The organism is Oceanobacillus sp. FSL W7-1293, from assembly GCF_037969815.1.
GTDB lineage: Bacteria > Bacillota > Bacilli > Bacillales > Amphibacillaceae > Oceanobacillus > Oceanobacillus oncorhynchi.
The window spans coordinates 3410574-3432023 of the sequence record NZ_CP150212.1; the positions used below are offsets into that span (position 1 = coordinate 3410574).

The 21450-nt window shown below is 40.2% G+C and carries 19 protein-coding genes; 8 read left to right on the forward strand and 11 right to left on the reverse strand.

Going from position 1 to position 21450, the window contains the following annotated elements; translation table 11 throughout:
* Positions 1-13: 13 nt before the first annotated feature.
* Together MKY65_RS16695 and MKY65_RS16700 are read right to left on the reverse strand one after the other, a co-directional pair.
* A complete protein-coding gene (locus MKY65_RS16695; protein ID WP_339178752.1) occupies positions 14-1168 on the reverse strand; it encodes an exonuclease SbcCD subunit D in 1155 nt (384 codons plus the stop codon).
* A 96-nt stretch (positions 1169-1264) separates the two neighbouring features.
* Positions 1265-2479, reverse strand: a complete 1215-nt coding sequence (locus MKY65_RS16700; protein ID WP_339178753.1) for an EAL-associated domain-containing protein — start codon at positions 2477-2479, stop codon at positions 1265-1267.
* A 529-nt stretch (positions 2480-3008) separates the two neighbouring features.
* Here MKY65_RS16700 and qoxA point away from each other — a divergent pair.
* The 4 genes from qoxA to qoxD all read left to right on the forward strand — a co-directional run bounded on the left by qoxA (position 3009) and on the right by qoxD (position 6808).
* Entirely contained in the window at positions 3009-3896 is an 888-nt protein-coding gene (gene qoxA / locus MKY65_RS16705; RefSeq protein WP_042535539.1) for a cytochrome aa3 quinol oxidase subunit II, read from the forward strand.
* A gap of 71 nt (positions 3897-3967) precedes the next feature.
* Complete coding sequence (gene qoxB, locus MKY65_RS16710; protein ID WP_042535541.1) at positions 3968-5917, forward strand: cytochrome aa3 quinol oxidase subunit I; 1950 nt, start codon at positions 3968-3970, stop codon at positions 5915-5917.
* A complete protein-coding gene (gene qoxC / locus MKY65_RS16715) occupies positions 5917-6519 on the forward strand; it encodes a cytochrome aa3 quinol oxidase subunit III (RefSeq protein WP_042535544.1) in 603 nt (200 codons plus the stop codon). The genes qoxB and qoxC overlap by 1 nt, the downstream gene beginning before the upstream one ends.
* Position 6520: 1 nt before the next feature.
* Complete coding sequence (qoxD, locus tag MKY65_RS16720; RefSeq protein WP_042535546.1) at positions 6521-6808, forward strand: cytochrome aa3 quinol oxidase subunit IV; 288 nt, start codon at positions 6521-6523, stop codon at positions 6806-6808.
* Positions 6809-6867: 59 nt separating this feature from the next.
* Here qoxD and MKY65_RS16725 read toward each other — a convergent pair whose 3' ends face one another.
* Positions 6868-7095 carry a hypothetical protein gene (locus tag MKY65_RS16725; protein WP_339178755.1) on the reverse strand — a complete coding sequence of 76 codons (228 nt, stop codon included), beginning with the start codon at positions 7093-7095 and terminating at the stop codon, positions 6868-6870.
* Positions 7096-7309: 214 nt separating this feature from the next.
* On the opposite strand from MKY65_RS16725, the gene MKY65_RS16730 reads away from it, so the two are divergent.
* On the forward strand, positions 7310-8083 hold the full coding sequence (locus MKY65_RS16730; RefSeq protein ID WP_339178758.1) for a processed acidic surface protein: 774 nt from the start codon (positions 7310-7312) through the stop codon (positions 8081-8083).
* A gap of 104 nt (positions 8084-8187) precedes the next feature.
* Here the strand turns inward: MKY65_RS16730 and MKY65_RS16735 are convergent, their stop codons facing one another.
* Positions 8188-8418, reverse strand: a complete 231-nt coding sequence (locus MKY65_RS16735; protein WP_339178761.1) for a hypothetical protein — start codon at positions 8416-8418, stop codon at positions 8188-8190.
* A gap of 236 nt (positions 8419-8654) precedes the next feature.
* Here MKY65_RS16735 and MKY65_RS16740 point away from each other — a divergent pair, with 236 nt between their 5' ends.
* Positions 8655-9470: a ZIP family metal transporter gene (locus MKY65_RS16740; protein ID WP_339178764.1), complete on the forward strand. Its 816-nt coding sequence runs from the start codon at positions 8655-8657 to the stop codon at positions 9468-9470.
* Between the two features lie 323 nt (positions 9471-9793).
* On the opposite strand, the gene prpB is transcribed toward MKY65_RS16740, so the two are convergent.
* Genes prpB through mmgD form a run of 3 tightly spaced genes read right to left on the reverse strand, consistent with a single transcriptional unit; the run spans position 9794 to position 13276 of the window.
* Positions 9794-10705, reverse strand: coding sequence for a methylisocitrate lyase (gene prpB, locus MKY65_RS16745; RefSeq protein ID WP_339178767.1), 912 nt, complete (start codon positions 10703-10705; stop codon positions 9794-9796).
* A 15-nt stretch (positions 10706-10720) separates the two neighbouring features.
* Positions 10721-12154 carry a bifunctional 2-methylcitrate dehydratase/aconitate hydratase gene (locus MKY65_RS16750; RefSeq protein WP_339178768.1) on the reverse strand — a complete coding sequence of 478 codons (1434 nt, stop codon included), beginning with the start codon at positions 12152-12154 and terminating at the stop codon, positions 10721-10723.
* A 15-nt stretch (positions 12155-12169) separates the two neighbouring features.
* A complete protein-coding gene (gene mmgD, locus MKY65_RS16755) occupies positions 12170-13276 on the reverse strand; it encodes a citrate synthase (protein ID WP_339178771.1) in 1107 nt (368 codons plus the stop codon).
* 243 nt (positions 13277-13519) lie between these two features.
* Here mmgD and MKY65_RS16760 point away from each other — a divergent pair, with 243 nt between their 5' ends.
* A complete protein-coding gene (locus MKY65_RS16760) occupies positions 13520-14389 on the forward strand; it encodes a LysR family transcriptional regulator (RefSeq protein WP_212929535.1) in 870 nt (289 codons plus the stop codon).
* 4 nt (positions 14390-14393) lie between these two features.
* Here the strand turns inward: MKY65_RS16760 and MKY65_RS16765 are convergent, their stop codons facing one another.
* Positions 14394-15311: an AEC family transporter gene (locus MKY65_RS16765; protein ID WP_339178775.1), complete on the reverse strand. Its 918-nt coding sequence runs from the start codon at positions 15309-15311 to the stop codon at positions 14394-14396.
* A gap of 162 nt (positions 15312-15473) precedes the next feature.
* On the opposite strand from MKY65_RS16765, the gene MKY65_RS16770 reads away from it, so the two are divergent.
* The gene (locus MKY65_RS16770) at positions 15474-15905 is read left to right on the forward strand and encodes a DCC1-like thiol-disulfide oxidoreductase family protein (protein ID WP_339185283.1); all 432 of its coding nucleotides are present in this window, start codon (positions 15474-15476) and stop codon (positions 15903-15905) included.
* 153 nt (positions 15906-16058) lie between these two features.
* Here MKY65_RS16770 and MKY65_RS16775 read toward each other — a convergent pair whose 3' ends face one another.
* The 3 genes from MKY65_RS16775 to MKY65_RS16785 form a co-directional block, all read right to left on the reverse strand.
* The gene (locus tag MKY65_RS16775) at positions 16059-16346 is read right to left on the reverse strand and encodes a DUF378 domain-containing protein (RefSeq protein WP_042535564.1); all 288 of its coding nucleotides are present in this window, start codon (positions 16344-16346) and stop codon (positions 16059-16061) included.
* A gap of 150 nt (positions 16347-16496) precedes the next feature.
* Complete coding sequence (locus MKY65_RS16780; protein ID WP_339178780.1) at positions 16497-17693, reverse strand: ornithine--oxo-acid transaminase; 1197 nt, start codon at positions 17691-17693, stop codon at positions 16497-16499.
* 611 nt (positions 17694-18304) lie between these two features.
* Positions 18305-21439: a DEAD/DEAH box helicase gene (locus MKY65_RS16785; RefSeq protein ID WP_339178781.1), complete on the reverse strand. Its 3135-nt coding sequence runs from the start codon at positions 21437-21439 to the stop codon at positions 18305-18307.
* Positions 21440-21450 lie beyond the last annotated feature (11 nt).

Sequence of the window (21450 nt, forward strand, 5' to 3'; positions counted from 1 at the left end):
CTTATTTAGATGCTTACCGTTCGTTATCTGCATCCTGAATTTCTTGAAATAACTCCTTCATTATCTCGTTCATTTCTTCGGTAGCTTCCTTATCCGTTACTTCCTGATAAAAGGCATCAAATAATTCCATTTCACTTAAGCTCGTCTTAGGGGCCTGATTTTCTTTTTGTTGCGTGACTCCTGACGTAGTTCTTACTCTCTCCACATGCATGGCATTCGGAAAAATAGAACGTACCTTTTCCATCGGCGATAAAACAGGAAGCTCGTCAAGCAACTGAACAAATACATAATCTTCGCTTCGAGGCTCCCTATAAATATCCTCCATTTTCATTTTGATAGAACGTATTTCACGTTTGGGGATAAGCTTTTTTTTCTCAACCTGGACGTTTCCTTCTTCACCCAGTTCAACTACTAAATACCCTTTTTGATGATGTTCTTCCGATAAGGAATACTTTAGGATGGATCCGGAGTAGCGAATTTTTTCATCCAGCACATGATGCGCCTGATGGAGGTGCCCTAACGCTGTGTAATGAAAATCTGTAAATAAATGTGCATCGACATGCTCTGCTCCGCCAATAGACAGCGGGCGTTCTGAATCACTCGTATTTTCTTCCGTCTCGCCAAAAGGAGTGACAAAAGCATGTCCAACATAAACATGGCGTGCTGCTTCGTCCATGTTTTCCTTTATCTGCTTAACAAGAAAAGCATTGGCATCCTGATGATTGCGAATATCTCCTTCTTGAAATAAGGCTTTGACCACACTTGGATCTGCATACGGAATAAGATGAAAATGCACTTCCCCAAATTCATCTGAAAGTACAACAGGCTGTATGCTTTCCGAAAGCTGGCCAATGATATGATAACCTTTTTCCTTCATTAAGAGGCTGCCAAAATGAAGTCTGCCCGGACTGTCATGGTTACCGGCAATCGCTAAGACGGGAATCCCTAATTGATTAACAATCCGGTCTAATGTTTTATCTAATAAATCAACTGCTTCTACAGGAGGTACCGCACGATCATATAAATCTCCTGCAATAATAACAGCGTCCGGGTTTTCTTTTTCCACCGCTTCAACAAACTGATCCAGGATGCAGGCCTGGTCTTCAGTCATATAAACGCCTTGAACCAGCTTGCCCAGATGCCAATCTGCTGTATGAATCAATTTCATTTAAAAAACCTCCTTCTATCCCGGAATCCATCGAAGACGAAAAACCGGACAAATCAAGCTTTGAAAGGTACTCCTTCCCCTTTCATTATTATTCTCTTATAGTAAGCCTTCTTTTTCTATCAAATAACTGTATGGAATATCAAAAAATATATATCGTTCCTGAGACAGCGGATAAGCGTACGTTCGTATCAACTCGGAACGCTCGATATCTGTGTATAGATCCGATAAAATTCCTTTTTTCTCAATATTCATCCGCATTATATTCTCGAAAAAATATGGACGCCAGCTCCAGTTCTTATGCATCCCTTCCTCAATCAAGGTCCAGCTCCCCTGCATATCTTTTTCCACGTTTGCCGAGATTTGCAGACCGACGCTGTTGCAAACATAGATACGAAATACAAAATCTTCACAGCCCTCAGCAAGCTTCAGCAGCCAGCTGTCGTCGTTTGTTTGTTTCGTCTGGGAAAGAAGACGGTCAATTATTGCATAAACGGAGTCTAATAATTCAAATTGTGCCTTCGCTTTCTTTTGTTCATAGGTTACAAATTCTCTAAAATACTCCGTTAATTTATTTTTACATGCATCTTCCTCAATAAAATCCTGCTGCGGATAAGTCAGATAGCTGCCCTGATAATATTCACCGCCGCTTTGCCATGCAAAATTCAATTGTTTATAAGAGCGGATGCCTTTAAATAACAAAGAAGCACCTATTTTTCTGGATAACATCGACACGCCAAAATAAACATCCTTATACAGATGCGGGAGCAGATCATCCTTTAAAAATGATGTATCTACTTTAATAAAGGAAGGATGCAGAACGGCTAATTGATTCAGACTGCCATTTGCGTCTGCTAATTCAATACTGATCTTTACTCCCAGTGTTTTTAAGTATTTAATGATATGGCCCAGTTGATCTGTATTATTTGGCAGACATGTATCCTTGATTTCGAGAATGATTTCATTCAGATGTAATCCTTTTTCCTGATGATCATGCAGTAAATCAATAAATACTTCTCCATTATCACGTACCAATAATTCTGCATCATAGTATAAAGTGAGGTGTCCTGTAAAATGTTCTTGTAATTTTTTCTCAATTGCTTTTTGATGGATATATTTGTTTACCTCCAGCCGGAATTCATCTGGAATGGAGGTATCATCGAAGAGCCAATCTAAACGCTGCTCTTTATTATTTTCATCTAAGTAGTAAGCAATTACTTCATAACCGCTTACCAGCTGCTTATCTGCCCGGACAATCGGTTTATAATAAGGAAGTAATTGTTCTAAATCTATCAATATATCTAATGGATCCATGCTGACTCCCCCTTCATTTCATTATAGCATATTCCACTTTACGCTTATTTGATTTACATTTTCCTATTATAATAACAAAATATAACTAATAACCTTATTCAGAAGCTCTTCTTAAATTTATTTTCAGATATATACCTGCATAAAGTTAGTTTATCGCAGTATAACTGACTGAAACTGGAGGTGCGATTACTCTCCACATCGAAGAACCATTCTGCGTCGAAAAGCCCTCACTAAAGGAAGTTTCACTTTATATTGTACAAAATTTTCAATTTAATGTTAAAAGCCCTATTACTACCATTTGTTAATATTGTCAAGTCTTTTTCGACATTTACCGACAAAATTCAAAAAGATGTAGAAGTTTTCATGAACATTTTGTGAAGTGTTTTTCAATCTCTTGTAATTTCCTTATATCAGTATTAATATTATCTCTGCTATAAACCAATACTAAGTTAATTGTGTGTTCATTTTGTGAACAACCTTTTAATCATAGTAATCCATCTTATTAAACATCAAAGGAAGGGGTATCAACATGAAGTTAAAGTGGACCTACTTAGCCTTATTAACAGGCATTGCTGCTTTTCTGGCAGGCTGTGAACCATTACTTGTACTTGATCCAAAAGGTCCTCAAGCAGATACAACTGCAACTGTGATTTGGATATCGATTTTTACAATGTCATTCATTGTAATTGTTGTCTTAGTAATGCTGGCAGTTATTTTATTTAAATATAGAGCGTCAAAACAAGATCCTGACTACGAGCCGCCTCATATTGAGGGTAATAAATATGTAGAAGGAATTATTGTCGCTGTTCCAATTTTAATTGTTGCCTTTTTATCCGTGGTTTCTACCATTTCGACACATCAAGTGGAGAGCCCTCCAGAAGGCTATGCTGAAGACGAGCCGCTCGTTATTTATGCATCCTCTTCTAACTGGAAATGGCATTTCAGTTATCCGGAACAGGACATTGAAACAGTGAATTATGTTTTCATTCCAACAAATCAAAACGTTGAATTCCGTTTATATTCTCATGGAACGATTTCAAGTTTCTGGATTCCTCAATTGGCAGGACAGAAATATGCGATGGCAGATATGACAAACTATCTGAACGTTGTTGCAGATGAGCCTGGAGAATATATGGGAAGAAACTCTAACTTTAATGGAGAAGGTTTTGCAGAAAATGAATTTGCTGTTACAGCAATGCCTCCAAGTGAATTCGATTCCTGGGTAGAAGATATTCATAATACTGCGGACCCGCTGACCGAGGAAGAATTTGAAGAATTATTAGAGCCTGGACATTTAGGACAAATGACTTTCACTGGTACACATCAGGAATTCAAACCTGCACCTGAGGGAGAGAACAGTCCGCATAATCATGGACCATCTGATTCAGATGAAGATGGCGGACATCATCATCATTAATCAGCTTTACAACAGCACTCATGTTTGAGGTGCTTGAAAATTTCTGAGCTCTAGAAAGGAGTTTCGACATAATGGATTTTTTAGATAGATTTTCTATTCCGCCCCATGATGATCCAATGCTTTATGCATCCATCGTTGCGATTGGACTTGTAAGTATTGCGATTGTTTTTGGTGTTACCTATTTCAAAAAATGGGGATATCTTTGGAATAATTGGTTAACAACGGTTGATCACAAACGAATTGGTATTATGTATATCATTTCAGCATTGCTTATGCTTTTCAGAGGTGGAGCAGATGCTGTTATGATGCGTCTGCAGACAGCTGTTCCAGATAACAGCTTCTTAGACGCACAGCACTATAACGAGGTTTTCACGACACACGGTGTTGTTATGATTTTCTTCATGGCAATGGCATTTATTATCGGTATGATGAACTTCGTTGTCCCGCTGCAAATCGGGGCAAGAGACGTTGCCTTTCCGCGCTTGAACGCGCTCAGCTTCTGGTTATATTTTGCCGGAGCAATGCTGTTTAACGTTTCCTTTGTTGTCGGAGGTTCACCGGATGCCGGATGGACAAACTATTATCCGCTGGCAGGAACAGAATTCAGTGAACATGTTGGGGTAAACTACTATAACTGGGCACTGCAAATTTCCGGTATCGGAACATTGATGACAGGGATTAACTTTATCGCCACGATCATGAAAATGCGTGCGCCTGGCATGAAATTGATGAAAATGCCGATGTTTACCTGGTCTGCATTAATCACAAACCTTATTATTGTGTTTGCATTCCCTGTACTGACAATTGCTTTATTAATGGGAACGTTAGACCGTCAATTCTTTACCAACTTCTTTACAACTGGAGACGGCGGTATGGATATGATGTGGGCGAACCTGTTCTGGGTCTGGGGACACCCTGAGGTATATATTCTGGTGCTTCCTGCATTCGGGATTTACTCGCAAATTATCGCTACATTCTCACAGCGTAATTTATATGGCTATAAATCAATGGTTGCGTCCATGGTTATTATTTCCTTGCTATCCTTTATGGTATGGGTCCATCACTTCTTTACGATGGGACAAGGAGCTGTTGCCAACAGTATCTTCTCGATTACAACCATGGCAATCGCCGTACCGACGGGAATTAAGATATTCAACTGGCTTCTGACGATGTGGCGAGGTAAAATACGATTTACGACCCCAATGATGTATTCCGTGGCATTTATTCCGCTGTTTACGATTGGCGGGGTAACTGGTGTCATGCTTGCAATGGCAAGTGCAGACTATCAATATCACAACACGATGTTCCTAGTAGCTCACTTCCATAATGTAATCATCCCTGGTGTGGTATTTGCGATGATTGCCGGTCTCATTTATTACTGGCCAAAAATGTTCGGTTTCATGCTGAATGAGCGTATTGGCAAATGGGCATTCTGGAATATTGTTATTGGCTTCTGTTTATCCTTCTTCCCGATGTATATTACCGGGTTAAACGGACAGGCACGCAGAATGTACACTTATTCAGAAGCATCCGGCTTCGGACCTTTAAGCATGGTATCCTTCTTTGGAGCGCTGCTGTTAGCAGTCGGGTTTGTAATAATTGTTTATAACGTTTATTACAGCTTCCGTTATGCACCAAGAAATGTCGGTGACGATCCTTGGAATGCACGTTCTCTTGAATGGGCTACGCATAATCCGGTTCCAGAATACAACTTCGCTATCACACCAAATGTGGATTCTGAAGAAGCGTTCTGGGATTATAAAAAGAATGGACATGACTTATTTAAAGGGGAAATTAAAGACATTCATATGCCGAATAACAGCGGCTGGTCGATTATTCTTGCAGGTTTCTTCTTTGTATTTGGCTTTTTCTTTGTCTTCCATGTATGGGTTGGAGTCATTATCGCCTTCCTTGGAATTATCGGCTGTCTGATTTACCGTTCATTTGAAAAAGACGACGGACATCATATTCATAAAGAAGAAATTGAAGAAACAGAAAACAAATTCGGAGGTGCTAAATAATGAAACTTGATTCTCAAAATCTACCTCTTGAATATAGCACCGAAACCAATAAAATGAATATTTTGGGATTCTGGATTTTCCTAAGTGCGGAAATTATGCTGTTTGCCACGCTGTTTACATCATATTTTGTTTATGTAGACCGTGGCGTTGGCAGCGGTCCGGCTGGCGCAGAGATTTTTGAATTACCGCCGGTTTTGATTGAGACATTCCTTTTACTGACAAGTAGTTTTACAATTGGATTAGCAGTTCATGCGATGCGTATTGGTCGTGTGAAGGCAATGATTGGCTTTATGGTAGTTACGCTCCTGTTAGGTGCAGGATTCCTTAGCGTAGAAATATATGAATTTATTCATTTTTACCATATTGGAGCAACATTGCAGACAAGCGGTTTTACTGCTACCCTATTAACAACGCTCGGAACACATGGAGCTCACGTAACCTTCGGGCTGTTCTGGGGAATTATGATTATTGTTCAAGTTCTGCGCGGCGGTTTAAATGCGCGGACAGCGAATAAATCATTTATATTCTCTCTTTACTGGCACTTCCTTGACGTTATGTGGATCTTTATTTTCAGCTTTATTTACTTGAAGGGAATGATGTAACATGAAAGAACTTTTTCCACTAAAACAGGTTAACGGATATATCTTTTCACTACTCCTGACTGTTGTTGCATTAAGTGTCTATTTCTTTGACATGTCTTTTGCAATGGGATTAACCATTCTGATTGTTACAGCATTTATTCAAGCAGGAGTGCAGCTCGTTGTATTTATGCACGCCGGAGAAAGTGAAGATAAAGGCGGTATTTACCTCCACACAATTTATGGTGTAGCAGTTGCTATCTTAACCATCCTTGGTTCATTGCTTGCAATGATATGGGGATATATGATTTAAAGCATCTAAAAAGCTCAAGCAGTTCATAAACTGCTTGAGCTTTTTTCTCTTTTCATTACCTATGATTGTTGTTTATGCTTCTTCCCATGAAAATTCTCTTCTACAGCAACAAGGAACAATCCCATAATAAAGATAAATGTCGCCCCTTCTGCCAAGCCGATGCCTATTGCTGTCACAATAGGTGTAGCGCTTACAATATAACCGTATATAAACATAATCGCACCAATTGTAATTAATGTCCCACAAACTAGAGACAAGCCTTTTAATAATTTTTTATTGATTTTCATCTATCTCATCTCCTTTAATTATATTATGCCTTTCGTTCAATAATTTGTCAATAAGTTTGTGTCAATTTATTGAACAAGCGATTTCTCCCTTGACCCGTGACTTTTGATTTATTTTCCTGAAGACAATCCTATATTCATGGAATTTCATCTGAAAACACTTTATACTTAAAGATGATGTTTCAAAAGTCATACGATATACATAGGAGGTATGAAGATGAGAAAGAAATTATTATCTATTTGTTTTGCACTGATACTTATGATTGGCCTTTTACCTTCCCATGCTTTTGCATTGGAAGCAGATGATTCTGAGGTGGAAGAATTTATTGAATCCATTGGCTGGGAAGTGGAGGATTATGAAGATTACCTGGCGGAGTACGATTGGAGCTTAGCTGATTTTGCAGAAGTTTCCGAGCTTGGTACACCCTTGAATGAAGAAGGATTGGAGGAACTTCTTGATACGTATGATTTAACCTATGAAGAGTTAGATACGCTGTTTCGTGAAGAAGGACTGCTTTTAGAGGATGAAGAAGTTTTAGATAGTGAAATATTTATGTTTATGGAAACCACTGATGTTTTCATAGATTTCCTTTTAAATGAAGATTCAGGCGAATCAGAGGATTCATTTGCTTCCTTAGAGGAAGAAGAAATTACTGACGAGCATTTAGAATCGATTGCTGCAGCTTACGGTTTTAGCTCAATTGAAGAATTAGAAGAACTTTTCAATACCTATGAGGACAGCATCAATAATTATACCTCTCTTTTGGACGTTGAATACGCAGCAGAATACTATGCAACAGAAGATAGCTCCGCCTCAGATGAAGATGGATGGGAAGATGATGATCTGTGGGAGGAAGATGATGTTTGGGGGGAAAATGCAGATTTCACTGCCGATATGTTCAATACTCCCCTTTTAACAGGTGAGCCCATTGTTGATATTTATGCGATGATTTCCGTGATGTTTTTCGAGACGATATTGGATTTTCAATAACACTTAATGGTATAGAGGAAAGAAAATGATGAGGCATCCTCTGATTTTCTTTCCTCTATTTTTTTCTTATCGACAAATGCTTTCCCTTCTTTATTTGAACGACATTATGCAAAGCTTTTTTTACCTAGCAGTTCTCTAATTTCCATTAAATCATACTCTTCTTCCAATTTCTCTTTTATAAATATCAACACATCTATTGCCTCAATTTCAAAATACGTTATTTGGTCCATCGTTTTTGTTGGTATATATCCTTTAAAAACATCCAGCCATTCCCAAATTTTATATATAGGGGCTTGAATCACTTTGCTCATTCCTAACAGACTAATGACATACATCTTTATCTCACCAACCTTATAATTCTTTCATTTTCTAAAACTTATTATACTTATGAAATTCATTTAAGGTGTGGAATAATTAAGTAAAACCAATAACAAAGGGGAGACACATTTTTTCAGATGTGTATTTTCTCTTTAAAAGTGAAAATTATTTCATCTTTTCTTATTTTAATGATAAAGTGATTAAGTTGGTATATGTTAAATTATAATTGATTGAAAAAAAGAAGGGATATATAATGTTAGAGTTTTTTCAAAATCTTAGTCCTGTTATGCAAGCATTGGCAGCAACCATTTTCACGTGGGGGATGACTGCACTAGGGGCGGCGATTGTTTTTGCAACGAAAACAGTACATCAAAAGCTGTTAGATAGTATGTTAGGCTTTGCCGGAGGGGTTATGATAGCAGCCAGCTACTGGTCATTGCTCGGACCATCTATTGAAGCATCAACAGATAATGCTGTTGGCCCCTGGTTCCCCGCGTTAGTCGGTTTCTTATTGGGAGGCGGGTTTTTATGGATTATTGATAAAATCCTCCCCCACCTTCATCCTAACGCAGAAAAGAAACAGGCTGAGGGGCTTGCAGCTGATAAAAGAAAACGCAGCACCTTGCTTGTGCTCGCTATCACGATTCATAATATTCCAGAAGGTCTGGCAGTCGGGATTGCTTTTGGCGCATTGGCAAATCACAGTACGGAAGCTGCCTTGGCCGGAGCAATTACACTAGCCATCGGGATTGGAATTCAAAACTTCCCGGAAGGTGTTGCCGTTGCCATGCCATTGCGCGGGCAGGGCATGTCACGGATGAAAAGTTTTATGTATGGCCAATTTTCCGGCTTCGTCGAGCCTATTGCAGCGGTTATCGGTGCGTTGGCAGTTGCTCATATCGAGCCGTTACTTCCTTACGCTCTCAGCTTTGCTGCCGGTGCGATGATCTTTGTTGTAGCAGAAGAGGTTATTCCAAGTTCTCAGGAGAACGGTAATAGAGATTTAGCGACAATCAGCCTGATGATTGGATTTGCGCTTATGATGGTGCTGGATGTTGCTTTGGGATAAAGTGAAACTTCAATCAAGTGGGGGTTTCTTTTCATCCCCCACTGATTGGGGCCTAAGATTACTCACCCCATCGTAAAGAGTTGTTAGTTGAACGAATCGGGCCGTTACTGGCTGTTGGATCTCCCACTTAGAAATAACCATTTTCCTTCATTTCTTGAAGTGGGAGTCTTACAAAAGCTCTTCGATGGGGCGAGTAATCGCAATGGTTTTCGGCGGGACGAGTAATCGCAGTCCCAGCCAGTTACACTGCGATAAAATGCGGTAAGCAATAAAAAAGAGGCATTTGCGCAATCAGATAACTGATGATGCAAATGCCTCTTTTACTATTTGAAATAATCCTCAATCACCGTCTTTGCAATGCCCTGGTCCAGCTCTTCAAATTCATCGTATTGAATCGTTTCATACAGCTCTTTTCTCGTTTGCATATCCTCTAAGCCGTTTTTTTGCGTGCCTTCCTCCCGGATAAGTCCGAAAATACGCTCATATGCTTTGGCAGCAACGCGTAAAGAGGTTACCGGATAAATGACCATGCCATATCCTAAGTCCTCGAATTCCTTCGCAGTTAAATAAGGCGTTTTCCCGAACTCTGTCATATTCGCTAATAATGGCACATCTATCGCTTTGGCAACAGCCTGGAATTCTTCATTATTTTGCAATGCCTCCGGAAAAATAGCATCCGCTCCTGCATCAACATAACCTTTGGCACGGTCAATAGCGCTGTCTAATCCCTCTACCGCTCTGGCATCCGTTCTTGCTACCACGAGAAGTGTCGGTGCTACCTTTTTAATAGCAGCTATCTTTTGCATCATTTCTTCCTTGGCAACCACATTCTTCCCATTTAAATGTCCGCATTTTTTGGGAAGCTGCTGGTCCTCCAGCTGAACGGCAGCTACATTGGCTTCCACCATTTCTCTTGCTGTCCGGACAACATTCAAGACGCCGCCAAAACCGGTATCAATATCTACCAGCAGCGGTAAATTTGTCGCGCTTACGATTTCCTTTGCTCTCTCAGCTACCTCTGTAGAAGTAACGATTCCTAGATCCGGCAATCCCTTACTTGCTGTATAGGCAGCTCCTGATAAATACAGTGACTGAAATCCAGCCTGTTTTGCTACTAAGCCAGCCATCGCATCATGTGCTCCGGGTATTTGCAATATCCCCTTCTCGTCTGCCATCTTTCGAAATTTCTCAGCTAATTCATGCTGTGGTATTGGGCTATCTACAATCCAAGCCATTTTTTCCTCACCCTTCTAATCTAAAAATAATTCGATAAAATCTGTAATCGGCATCTGTTTTATCGTATCATAATTAACACTTTGTTTCTTGATGTGCGCGGTTTGTTTTTCCGTAAATTGAGTTGCTACATTCGCTTCGTATTTTTTGATTATTTGCGGAAATGCTTCCTCCCGGCGGAACCGGTGACCTAAAGGATATTCACAATCCACCATCTCTGTGGAAGTGCCATCTGTAAAATGTACCTGTACCGCATTTGCAATAGAACGCTTCTCCGAATCTAAATATTCTTCCGTATAACGCTTATTTTCGGTTACCGTCATTTTATCACGAAGTTCGTCAATACGCGGATCTTTTGCCGCATCATCCTCATAATCCTCCGCTACAATATTTCCTTTTAATAATCCAACCGCTGTAATGTACTGCAGGCAATGGTCTCTGTCCGCCGGGTTATGCAGCGGTCCTTTTTTATCAATGATACGGATAGCAGATTCATGTGTAGCTATCGTAATTTCTTTAATTTCATCAATACGGTCAACTACTTCAGGATGTAATTGAACAGCTGCCTCTGCTGCGGTTTGTGCATGAAATTCTGCCGGAAAAGATACCTTGAACAATACATTTTCCATGACATAGCTTTCAAGCGGTCTGCTTAATACAATATCCTTCCCTTTGAAGAGCACGTCTTGAAAACCCCATCCTTCTGCACTCAAAGCAGTTTGATAGCCCATTTCTCCTTTAATGGCCATCAATGCCAGGCGAACGGCACGGCTTGTCGCATCTCCTGCTGCCCATGATTTTCTGGAACCTGTATTCGGAAAATGACGATACGTCCGCAAGCTGGAATTATCAATCCAGGCATTGGATAATGCATTGACAATTTCTTCTTTTCCGCCGCCCAGCATTTTAGTCACTACTGCGGTTGTTGCAATTTTAACGTATAAGACATGGTCCAGGCCAACACGGTTCAAGCTGTTTTCTAAAGCAAGGATGCCTTGTATTTCATGTGCTTTAATCGACATTTCCAAGACCTCTTCTACAGTTAAAGGAGCTTCTCCTTTTTGCTGGCGCAGCTGACTCACATAATCAGCCACAGCTAAAATGCCTCCCAAGTTATCGGAAGGGTGCCCCCATTCCGCTGCAAGCCAAGTATCATTATAATCCAGCCAGCGTATCATTGTCCCGATATTAAATGCTCCCTGCACAGGATCAAGAACATGCGGTGTTCCTGGTACTCTCACGCCATTTGGAACCACAGTGCCTGGAACAATAGGTCCTAACAACTTCGTACATTCCGGGTAATTTAAAGCAAGAATACCGCAGCCAATCGTATCAATCAGTACATGATGCGCTGTTTTATAAGCCTCTTCACTTGTAATTTCCTTATTTAATACATAGTCCGCAATTTCTTCTAAAAGTTGATCGGTCTGATTTGTTTTTACTGATTCCATTTGAATGTCCTCCTCTTAATAGCTTTTTCCTGTGTATTCTACTCTTGGTCTGAAAATCCGATTATTATCATGCTGTTCGATAATATGTGCCGCAAGCCCTGCTGTTCTGGCACTGAAGAAAATTGGTGTATAAAGCGGTATTGGAATACCAAGCTTCCAATAAACCGGAGCTGCATAATAATCTAAGTTAGGATATAACCCCTTCTCTTCCCTCATAATTTCTTCTCCAGCTTCACACATCTTTAAAAGCGTATCATCATTATCTCTTTCACATAGTTTCCGCAGCGCTTCTTTTGTAATCGTTGCCCGGGGATCCATTTTCTTCATGTATACCCGATGTCCAAACCCCATGATTTTTTCCTTGTTTTGAAGCTTATGACGAATAAGCGCTTCAAACCCGTCTACAGAATCTACTTCCTGAAGCATATACATGACCGCCTCATTTGCTCCGCCGTGTAAATGCCCTTTCAAGGAAGAGATAGCACCGGTTAAAGCACCGTACATATCCGCGTTTGTAGAAGCAATCACACGGGAGGCAAAGGTTGAATTAGGCATCTCATGCTCACTGTAGAGTAATAAGAGCTGATCAAAAATTTCCACCTCCAAATCGGACGGTTTTTTACCTGTAATCATATAGAGAAAATTGGCGCTATAGCCGAGACTTTCATCCGGACTGGCAATCGCTTTGCCCTCTGTAGCAAAATAGCTGTTTACCGTAATAAAAGGCAATTGCCCTAACAGTTCATAGGCCCGCTGTTTATTTTCCTTATTCGAACGATTTTCAAGGTCCGTATCGTATCCGGCTAATAATGAGATAACCGTACGCATCCCATCCATTGGATGCATGCCCTTTGGCAGCAGGTTAAATACAGGCAAGATATCTTTAGGCAGGTTATAATACCCTTTAATATTATCTTCCAGACTGCTCTTTTCCTCCTGGCTTGGAATATATCCTTCCAATAATAAATGAACGACATCAAAATACGTTTTATTTTTCGCTAATGCTATTAAATCCTCTCCGCGAATAACTATTTTTTCCCGATCAACATCTAAAAAAGAAATTTCTGTTCGTGCCGCAATCACACCATCTAAACCAGGAACAAACCCTTCACTTGTACGCATTATTTCTCCTCCTTCATTTTGAAAGCGTCATCATTTGGTCTTTTGAAAATACATCATCCTGCTAATTGCCAAGCCGTCGTCTCACTTAAACTACAAAGTATAGAGAAGCATATGTTGAATAAAAATTCCCAATAAAACGTTTTCCTATATCCAGTATAACCTTGAATAGAATATTAGAAAAATATATAATTCAAATTAATAACGATAGATTTTTTCTATATCTAAAAAACAGGAGGGAAAGCCTTGAATTTACAAGACTGGAAAATGCTTGCCGCCCTTTACGAAACAGAAAATATCACACTGGCAGCACATCAATTATTTTTATCTCAACCAACCTTAACTGCAAGAATTCAAAAGCTGGAAAATCATTATGGTGTCCCGCTTATTCTAAGGAAGCGGCGCGGCATCATGTTTACTCCAGAGGGGGAAGAGCTGGCACAACACGCAAAAAGAATGCTGCTGGAACAGCGTAAAATGGAGGAAAAACTCAGCAATATGCAGGAGGAAGTAAAGGGAACATTACGGGTTGGTGTTTCTAATTTCTTTGCGGCAAATAAAATGCCGAAGCTGCTGCAGCTGTTTAAAGAAAAATATCCGGAGGTAGAATGCCAGGTTGTCACTGGATGGAGCAGCGATATGCATCGGCTGTTATTAAATCATGATGTACATATCAGCTTTATTAAAGGAAATTATGCTTGGAAGGAAAAGAAGGCGCTATTATACGAGGAGGAAATCTGTGTTGCCTCTCCTTGGGATTTTGCATGGGATACCCTTCCCAAGCTCCCAAGAGTAGACTATTACACAGACGAGCATATGCGTATGCTATTAGATGACTGGTGGCATCAAAATTATATCGAACAGCCGAATATTACCATCCATGTCAATCAAGTAGAGACTTGCAAAGAAATGGTTGTTCATGGACTCGGTTATGCGATTGTCGCTAATCTGGTCGTCCGCCCGCACCCCGAGCTGTTTATTAAACCAATTACGGGAGCATCCGGTGAGCCTTTAAAGAGACAAACCTGGATGTACTATCAGGAAGATACCTTACAAATGAATATTGTCCGGGCGTTTGTTGATTTTGTTCAAACATTGGATGTAAAAGCATTATAAGGAACTAATGATATGCCACAAAGCTTACCAGCACCCAAATCAGCAGAAAGCTTAAAATGATAGTTATATTCACTATAGTTCCGGCTATTTTTGCGTTATATCTGTATCTTATTGCATACACCACAGCTGTTGTGGAAGTTGGCAAAATAAAACCAATTAGAACCGTGTTGGCCAGCATCGGATAATCTGAAAACAACCAAAAAAGGCTGAAACCGAGAACCAGTCCAGTTCCATACTTCACAGCTAAATACTTCCCTATCAGAGGAAACCATGATTTCTCAAAGGAAAAATTTAAATAAAGTCCAAGTAACAGCAAGGATAATGGCATATTCGCCGCAGAGATAATCTCTGCGGTATCCAATAAGAACGGCGGCAAATGAAAATCAAATATGTTTAAAGCAACGACAAACATATAGGTTAAAAATGGAATAGATCGGAGTAATGGACTGACCGTTTCCCGCAAATAAAATTTCGATGATCCGTTTGCAAAATAACTGGCAATAAAGAAACATAATCCGAATACAATCACAGCATTACCTACGTCAAACATACCAAAATATTGAATACCTTCTCTGCCCCAGATAGCTTCTACAAGAGGAAAGGCAAACAAGCCGACATTGACACCCGGCATCATCATGATTGCCATTCCTTTTAAATCAGTATCTGCAGAGCGAAAAGCAAAAAAACCGGCCGCAGCAGCGACAAGTCCAAATAAAATCGCAATGAAAATAAGGGATACAAGCGGCAGCGTTACCTCCATTTGATTAAAAGTAACAAGCACTAACGCAGGCAAAGTAATATTAAAAACGATTCTGGCTATAGTCTGTCCATCCGATTCCTTTAAAATTTTTGTCCTTTTAAAGAAATAACCAAGTAAAATAATAAATACAGAAATAATAAATTGTTGCTGAAACCCTTCCAAAATTTTCTACTCCTTCAGTACACATAAATATACAAATGCTATCATATCACAGTCTCTATGGAGTTTATACAGAAAGGACTTATCGTTAATACTTTATAAAAACAATTTTTCTGTGTTACAGTGGAGTTGTATGATATTTATAAAGAAGGATTGTGTGAGGTGATGCAAGTGAAACTTATCGTATTTGATGGAGAATGTCATATTTGCGACAGCTTCGTGCAGTTTATTCTAAATAAAGATAACGAAAACCAATTTCTTTTTATTTCCCTGCAGAGTGAGGCAGGAGAATTTATAAGAAAAAAATATCGGGTGCCAAATGACCTCGACAGCGTACTGCTGATCGATGGAGAGAAAATTTTTATCAAATCAGATGCTGCTTTACGAGTAGTAAAGTATTTAGCGTTTCCTTGGAGAATGCTGACAGCTGGTAAAGTTCTTCCATATTTTATCCGGGATACTCTCTATGATTTTGTGGCACGCAACAGGCATAAATGGTTTGAGAAAAAACAAAGCTGCCGCCTGCCCACCGCGCAAGAACGAAAGCAATTTGCAGAAACAATCAAGGATTTAGAGGAACAAAAACCTTCCGAATAAAATAAAACATCATTTCTGGAAGTTCTTCCCCATCTCCCTGGAAATGTCGGCTGCCCCATCCAATTACCGCTTTAAGCTGTTTTAAAGCGAAAAAACAGTAATGGATGAAAAGGCAGCCGTATTTTATTTATTCAAAAGGTTATTTTTGTTTCATTATTTATCGTCAATTTCTTCTTCAATGCCATGTTCCTCACTGAACTCTGTTTGGAAGCCTGTCTGCAAATGATCTGAATCCTGAACAGGCTCACCAACTCCAGAGAATAAAGTGGTAAGATAATAAATAGCACTAATTCCAACGAGTCCATAAATAATTCGAGAAAGAACAGCCGTCTGTCCGCCAAAAATTGCGGATACTAGATCAAATTGAAAAAATCCAATCAGTCCCCAGTTAATAGCACCAATAATCAATAACGTAACTGCAATTGCATGTAGTGTTTTCACTGTTTCTCACCTCCTCACAGCTTATCTTTTACCTAATGATTTATTTCCATACTGGCACTGTTTGGGAATTAATAACGTACTGCCTCAGAAAAGGCTGGCACACCATAAAAAAGCCCCAATGAAAATTCATTGGGACGCAAAAAAATATATTTAATTCGCCTGCAGCACTTTCTTTATTTTATCCAGTGCCCAGTCAAGCTCTTCTTTCGTAATCACTAACGGCGGGGCAAAACGAATGGTGGTTTCATGGGTTTCTTTACACAGAATGCCGTTTTCCTTCAACGCTTCACAAATCGGCCGGACGGGCTTAGTAAATTCTACACCGATAAATAATCCTCTAGCCCGAACCTCCTTCAAATCAGGATGGCTGATAGCCGATAATTCAATTGCAAAGTATTCGCCCAGTTCAAGTGATTTATCAATCAGTTCCTCTTCTTCAATCACATCCAATGCCGCCATCGAAACAGCACAGGCTAATGGATTACCTCCAAATGTTGAGCCATGTGAACCGGGCGTAAATACATCCATAATCGCTTTATTAGCGGCAATGGCAGAGATAGGAAGCACTCCTCCGCCTAATGCTTTCCCCATCACATAAATATCCGGCTCTACATTTTCCCATTCACAGGCAAACATTTTTCCTGTGCGGGCAAAACCAGTCTGTACTTCATCAGCAATAAATAATATATTTTCTTCATCACATATTTTTCGAACTTCCTGCAGATAGCCTTCCGGCGGGATAAGAATACCTGCTTCTCCTTGAATCGGCTCGATAATAATTGCTGCCGTATTTGGTGTGATGGTTTCTTTTAACGCTTGAATATCTCCATAATTTATCTTATATATCCCAGGTACAAAAGGGCCATAGTTTGTAGTTGCATCCGGGTCATTCGACAATGAAATCGCATTCATTGTTCTGCCATGGAAATTTCCTTTTGCAGCAATAATCTCCGCTTGATTATCATCAACATCCTTTTTTTCATATGCCCATCTGCGTGCTGCTTTTATCGCTGTTTCTACTGCTTCTGCTCCAGTATTCATCGGCAGAACTTTATCTTTATTTGTTAATTTCGCAAGGCGCTCTGTCCAAGGCCCTAATAGTTCATTATGAAAAGCTCTTGAAGTAAGTGTGACTTTATCTGCCTGATCTTTCAGTGCTTGAATAATCTTTGGGTGCCGGTGTCCCTGATTGACAGCAGAGTATGCGCTTAGCATATCCATGTATTTATTTCCTTCAGGATCCTTCACCCAGACTCCTTCTGCTTCTGCAACAACCACCGGTAACGGATGATAGTTATTTGCACCATAGGCAGAGGTTAGTTCCATGATTTTTTTTGATGTCACCATAATAAGCAGCCTCCCTTGATTTCATGCAAAGTTATTCATTCTCTTCTTAAGCATAATCATTTGTTTAACAAAACGTCAAGCTTCTTATTGATTAGATATATTTTTTCTTTTTATCTCTTCACCAAAATCCATGGGTAACATAATAGATATAAATTTGCTGTAAGCGACCGCTAGGGAAATACACTACGCTTTCCATGGGCCCCGAGCTCATCTCTTTTAAAGAAGACTTGCTGATTGGCAAGCCGACAGGCGCAGACAGAAGCAAGGTTGCACTTATGCCCTGCGGGTAGAAAAAAAAGAAAATCGCTTTTTTCTGCGGAATCTTCCCACTGGGACTGCGATTACTCGTCCCATCGAAGAGCTTTTGCGGTTACTCGCCCCACCGAAGACCATTGCGCTTTCCCACGACGGACAGGACGTCCTAGTGTCGGTCGTTGGTCACAGGACGTGACCGTTCTTAGCTGACCAGGAGTCTACCTGTATTTCCTCCGCTAGCTAGTTGCTTATATCACATTTAATTATATTTTCCAACTATAGATTTTGTTATTGAACCTTCTTTTTAAGAATTTAAAAGAGAAGAGGCCTTACCTCTTCCCTTTAAGCTGTTTCTTTTATTCCAGCGTTCCCAGCAGCAGCTTCTCTACGTCTTCATCCGTCAGCTGATTGTTCCACAAATCCTTGGTTTGTACCATCTGTTCAATCAGATTTCTTTTTTTCTGCTGGAGCTCGAACATTTTATCTTCAATGGTTCCTTCGGTCAGCATCCGAATCACGGTAACATCTTCTGTTTGACCGATTCGATGTGCACGATCGATTGCCTGGTCTTCTACTGCCGGGTTCCACCATGTATCGTATAAAATAACCGTATCAGCACCCACTAAATTTAATCCAGTACCGCCAGCTTTCAGCGAAATCAGACAAATATCATTTTTTCCCTGATTAAAAGCGCGGCAGAGTTGGACCCGTTCCTCAGCAGGTGTTTGTCCGTCCAAATAAAAGTAGGAAATTTCCTCAGCCCTTAATAAATCGCCTATTCGCTGCAGCATTTGTGTAAATTGAGAAAAAATCAACAGACGTTTTCCAGAACGCTTGGCATCCTTCACAATTTCCATCAGCCGCTTAAGTTTAGCTGACTCTCCATGATAATCCCGTACAAATAATGCCGGATCACAGCAAATTTGTCTTAATCGAGTCAACCCCGCTAAGATACGAATACGATTTTTACGAATCGTTGCACGGTCCAAATGTTTAAATTTAGGATGTCTTAACTTGGATAAATAGGAAATATAGATTTGTTTTTGTTCTTCCGTCAGCGGAACACGTTCAATATATTCCGTTTTGGTCGGCAAGTCCTGCAGCACATCCTTTTTCTCTCTCCGCAGCATAAATGGGTGAACTCTTCTCAGCACCTGGTCATTAGTAAGCCAGGAAAAATCCTTTAAGCCGCCGAGTAATTCAGGAAATATAATATGAAAAATTGACCATACATCCTCTACTTTATTTTCTAATGGCGTGCCTGTTAACGCAAACTGATAATCAGCTGTTAATTTCTTTACTGTACGAAAAACCTGTGTTGCCGGATTTTTAAAGGTTTGCGCCTCGTCAAAAATAATCGTCTGGAAAGCAGCCTTCTTCTTCAGCCAATCGATTTCATTTTTCAATACACCATAGGAAACAATCCATACATCCTGTTCTTTAAATGCTTTCTTTTTTTGATTTCTTTCTTTAACGGTACCTTCCAATATATCAACGGAAAAAGCCGGTGCAAATAATTCCCATTCCTGCTTCCACTGATGGCTCAGCGAGGTCGGACAGACAATCAGAATAAGTGCTTTTTTCTCTTGCTGCTGAAATTTCGTGATACAAAAAGCAATAGCCTGCACGGTTTTTCCTAACCCCATTTCATCTGCCAGAACACCGCCCAGTCCAGCTTCAGCCACCGCCAGCATCCAGCGTACGCCATCCTGCTGATAAGGTTTTAAAATCGGCTCAATTTCTTTTGCGATTGGATACTTCTCCTTTGCCGGCACCTGAATAGCATGAATCATTTCCTTCACAGCTGCCCCGTCAGCCAAATAACCGTTATCCTCCATCCGGTGGGCAAATGACAACCCCTCCTTCAGCGACAGCTCAATTTCCTCCAGAATTTCAGAAGGTGTCATCGAAACGGAAAGCAGATATTTTTCTAATTCTTTTACCTCCTCTGTTTCCAATGTCAGAAAAGAACCATCCTTTAAGCGATAGTAAGGCCGCTTTTCTTCTATCGCTTCCAGAATCTGTCGAACCTCCTGCTCCCAAAAACCTTTCACTTGAAAGGCAAAAGAAAGCCAATTTGTTCTGTCACGCTTATGCTTCACACGTACAATTGGCTGAAACCGCTTCTTGCTGATTTGATTACGAACGGCATTCGTTACAAAAACATCGGCCATCTTATACAATACTGGTAAATGATGATATAAGAAATCATATTCCAGCTGTTCATTTTGCAGAATAAAACTGCCTCCCGTATTCGCAAATCCACTTCTTTCCAGAAAAACAATAATTTCTGCTTCCTTTTCTTTATCCCGGCGAATCAGACTTGTTTTCTCAAATGGCGTTATCTTTTTATCTCCATATTGGAATTCCACACCAGCCAGAAGACGATTATGGACCCGATCTATATAAACACCAGCTTTCAGCGGAATATTAAGATGCTTTAGCATTCCTGTCCTATCCTCCACTTCACCAACCCGCTCTAAAAGTGCTGAGATAGAAACCATTTGCTCCCTGCTGACAACGATGGTTTGTGTTTGCTTTTGCCATAGCTGCTCGCATAAAGTAATCAGCTGCTTTTCTTCTTCTGTTAATAAATAAAGGGATCCGCTCTGATAAATAAGCTGATAAGCAAGCAAAAAAATTGTAGCTTTCCTTTCTCGAAAAGCGATGGAATAATTTGCATCTGACTGATAGACACGAAAAGAAAGCGGAGGCAGTGCATCATAAAAATGTAATGGCTGCTTATGATAATCATCTGCCTCCATATAAAGGGATACCAGCGGGCTTGCAGATAGTAATTTCTCCATACGGTCCCATGCTGAAGCCGGGATCGAAATCCAGCTTGTTTTATCCTCAAAGGGCTTGCCAATCATCTGCTGATCCTCATAGACATGGATAAGCTGTTCTAAAATCTGATTGCAGTCATCTTCAAAATAAAATTTGCTTGCATCAAAGGATAGATTATCAGCAATTGAAAAATGCCTTCCGCTCTTCAGTGCTTCTAAAAAAGCAATAATATCATGGACGATTTTTCCATCGATTTGAACAGTCATTTGCAATGCGGTCCGTTCCGGTTCTGCTGGAATACACAGGTAAAAATGAACCGGAATAGCCTGCCTTGTCTCAAAATAGCCGCGCTGACGAAATTCCTTAACCGGCTTTCCTGTCAGCGACGGTGTGGCAGCTTCCGGCTCTCCTGTTTCGTGGATACCGATTAAGACCGCAGCGATATGCTGACAATCTAATGTATAAGATCCGAGCTTCGGACAGCTGCACGCAGTGCTCTCTATTTTATTATTTCGATACGTGACTGTAATATGAAAATCATCCGTGGTTCTGACCGTTCCAATCAGCTGCTGTTCCAAAAAGGTTAACTGCACATTCCCCTTTTTCCATAGACGTTCTCCATATTTATAAGACAACTCTCCGCATCGTTCTTTTATTTCTTGTTTGGATACCCATACCATTTCCCGCACGACCTTTTCATTCATTTCACATACTT

Coding starts and splice junctions, on each gene's coding strand:
- MKY65_RS16695 (WP_339178752.1), bottom strand. CDS start 1,168: ATGAAATTGATTCATACAGCAGATTGGCATCTGGGCAAGCTGGTTCAA.
- MKY65_RS16700 (WP_339178753.1), bottom strand. CDS start 2,479: ATGGATCCATTAGATATATTGATAGATTTAGAACAATTACTTCCTTAT.
- qoxA (WP_042535539.1), top strand. CDS start 3,009: ATGAAGTTAAAGTGGACCTACTTAGCCTTATTAACAGGCATTGCTGCT.
- qoxB (WP_042535541.1), top strand. CDS start 3,968: ATGGATTTTTTAGATAGATTTTCTATTCCGCCCCATGATGATCCAATG.
- qoxC (WP_042535544.1), top strand. CDS start 5,917: ATGAAACTTGATTCTCAAAATCTACCTCTTGAATATAGCACCGAAACC.
- qoxD (WP_042535546.1), top strand. CDS start 6,521: ATGAAAGAACTTTTTCCACTAAAACAGGTTAACGGATATATCTTTTCA.
- MKY65_RS16725 (WP_339178755.1), bottom strand. CDS start 7,095: ATGAAAATCAATAAAAAATTATTAAAAGGCTTGTCTCTAGTTTGTGGG.
- MKY65_RS16730 (WP_339178758.1), top strand. CDS start 7,310: ATGAGAAAGAAATTATTATCTATTTGTTTTGCACTGATACTTATGATT.
- MKY65_RS16735 (WP_339178761.1), bottom strand. CDS start 8,418: ATGTATGTCATTAGTCTGTTAGGAATGAGCAAAGTGATTCAAGCCCCT.
- MKY65_RS16740 (WP_339178764.1), top strand. CDS start 8,655: ATGTTAGAGTTTTTTCAAAATCTTAGTCCTGTTATGCAAGCATTGGCA.
- prpB (WP_339178767.1), bottom strand. CDS start 10,705: ATGGCTTGGATTGTAGATAGCCCAATACCACAGCATGAATTAGCTGAG.
- MKY65_RS16750 (WP_339178768.1), bottom strand. CDS start 12,154: ATGGAATCAGTAAAAACAAATCAGACCGATCAACTTTTAGAAGAAATT.
- mmgD (WP_339178771.1), bottom strand. CDS start 13,276: ATGCGTACAAGTGAAGGGTTTGTTCCTGGTTTAGATGGTGTGATTGCG.
- MKY65_RS16770 (WP_339185283.1), top strand. CDS start 15,474: ATGCAAGTGAAACTTATCGTATTTGATGGAGAATGTCATATTTGCGAC.
- MKY65_RS16780 (WP_339178780.1), bottom strand. CDS start 17,693: ATGGTGACATCAAAAAAAATCATGGAACTAACCTCTGCCTATGGTGCA.
- MKY65_RS16785 (WP_339178781.1), bottom strand. CDS start 21,439: ATGAATGAAAAGGTCGTGCGGGAAATGGTATGGGTATCCAAACAAGAA.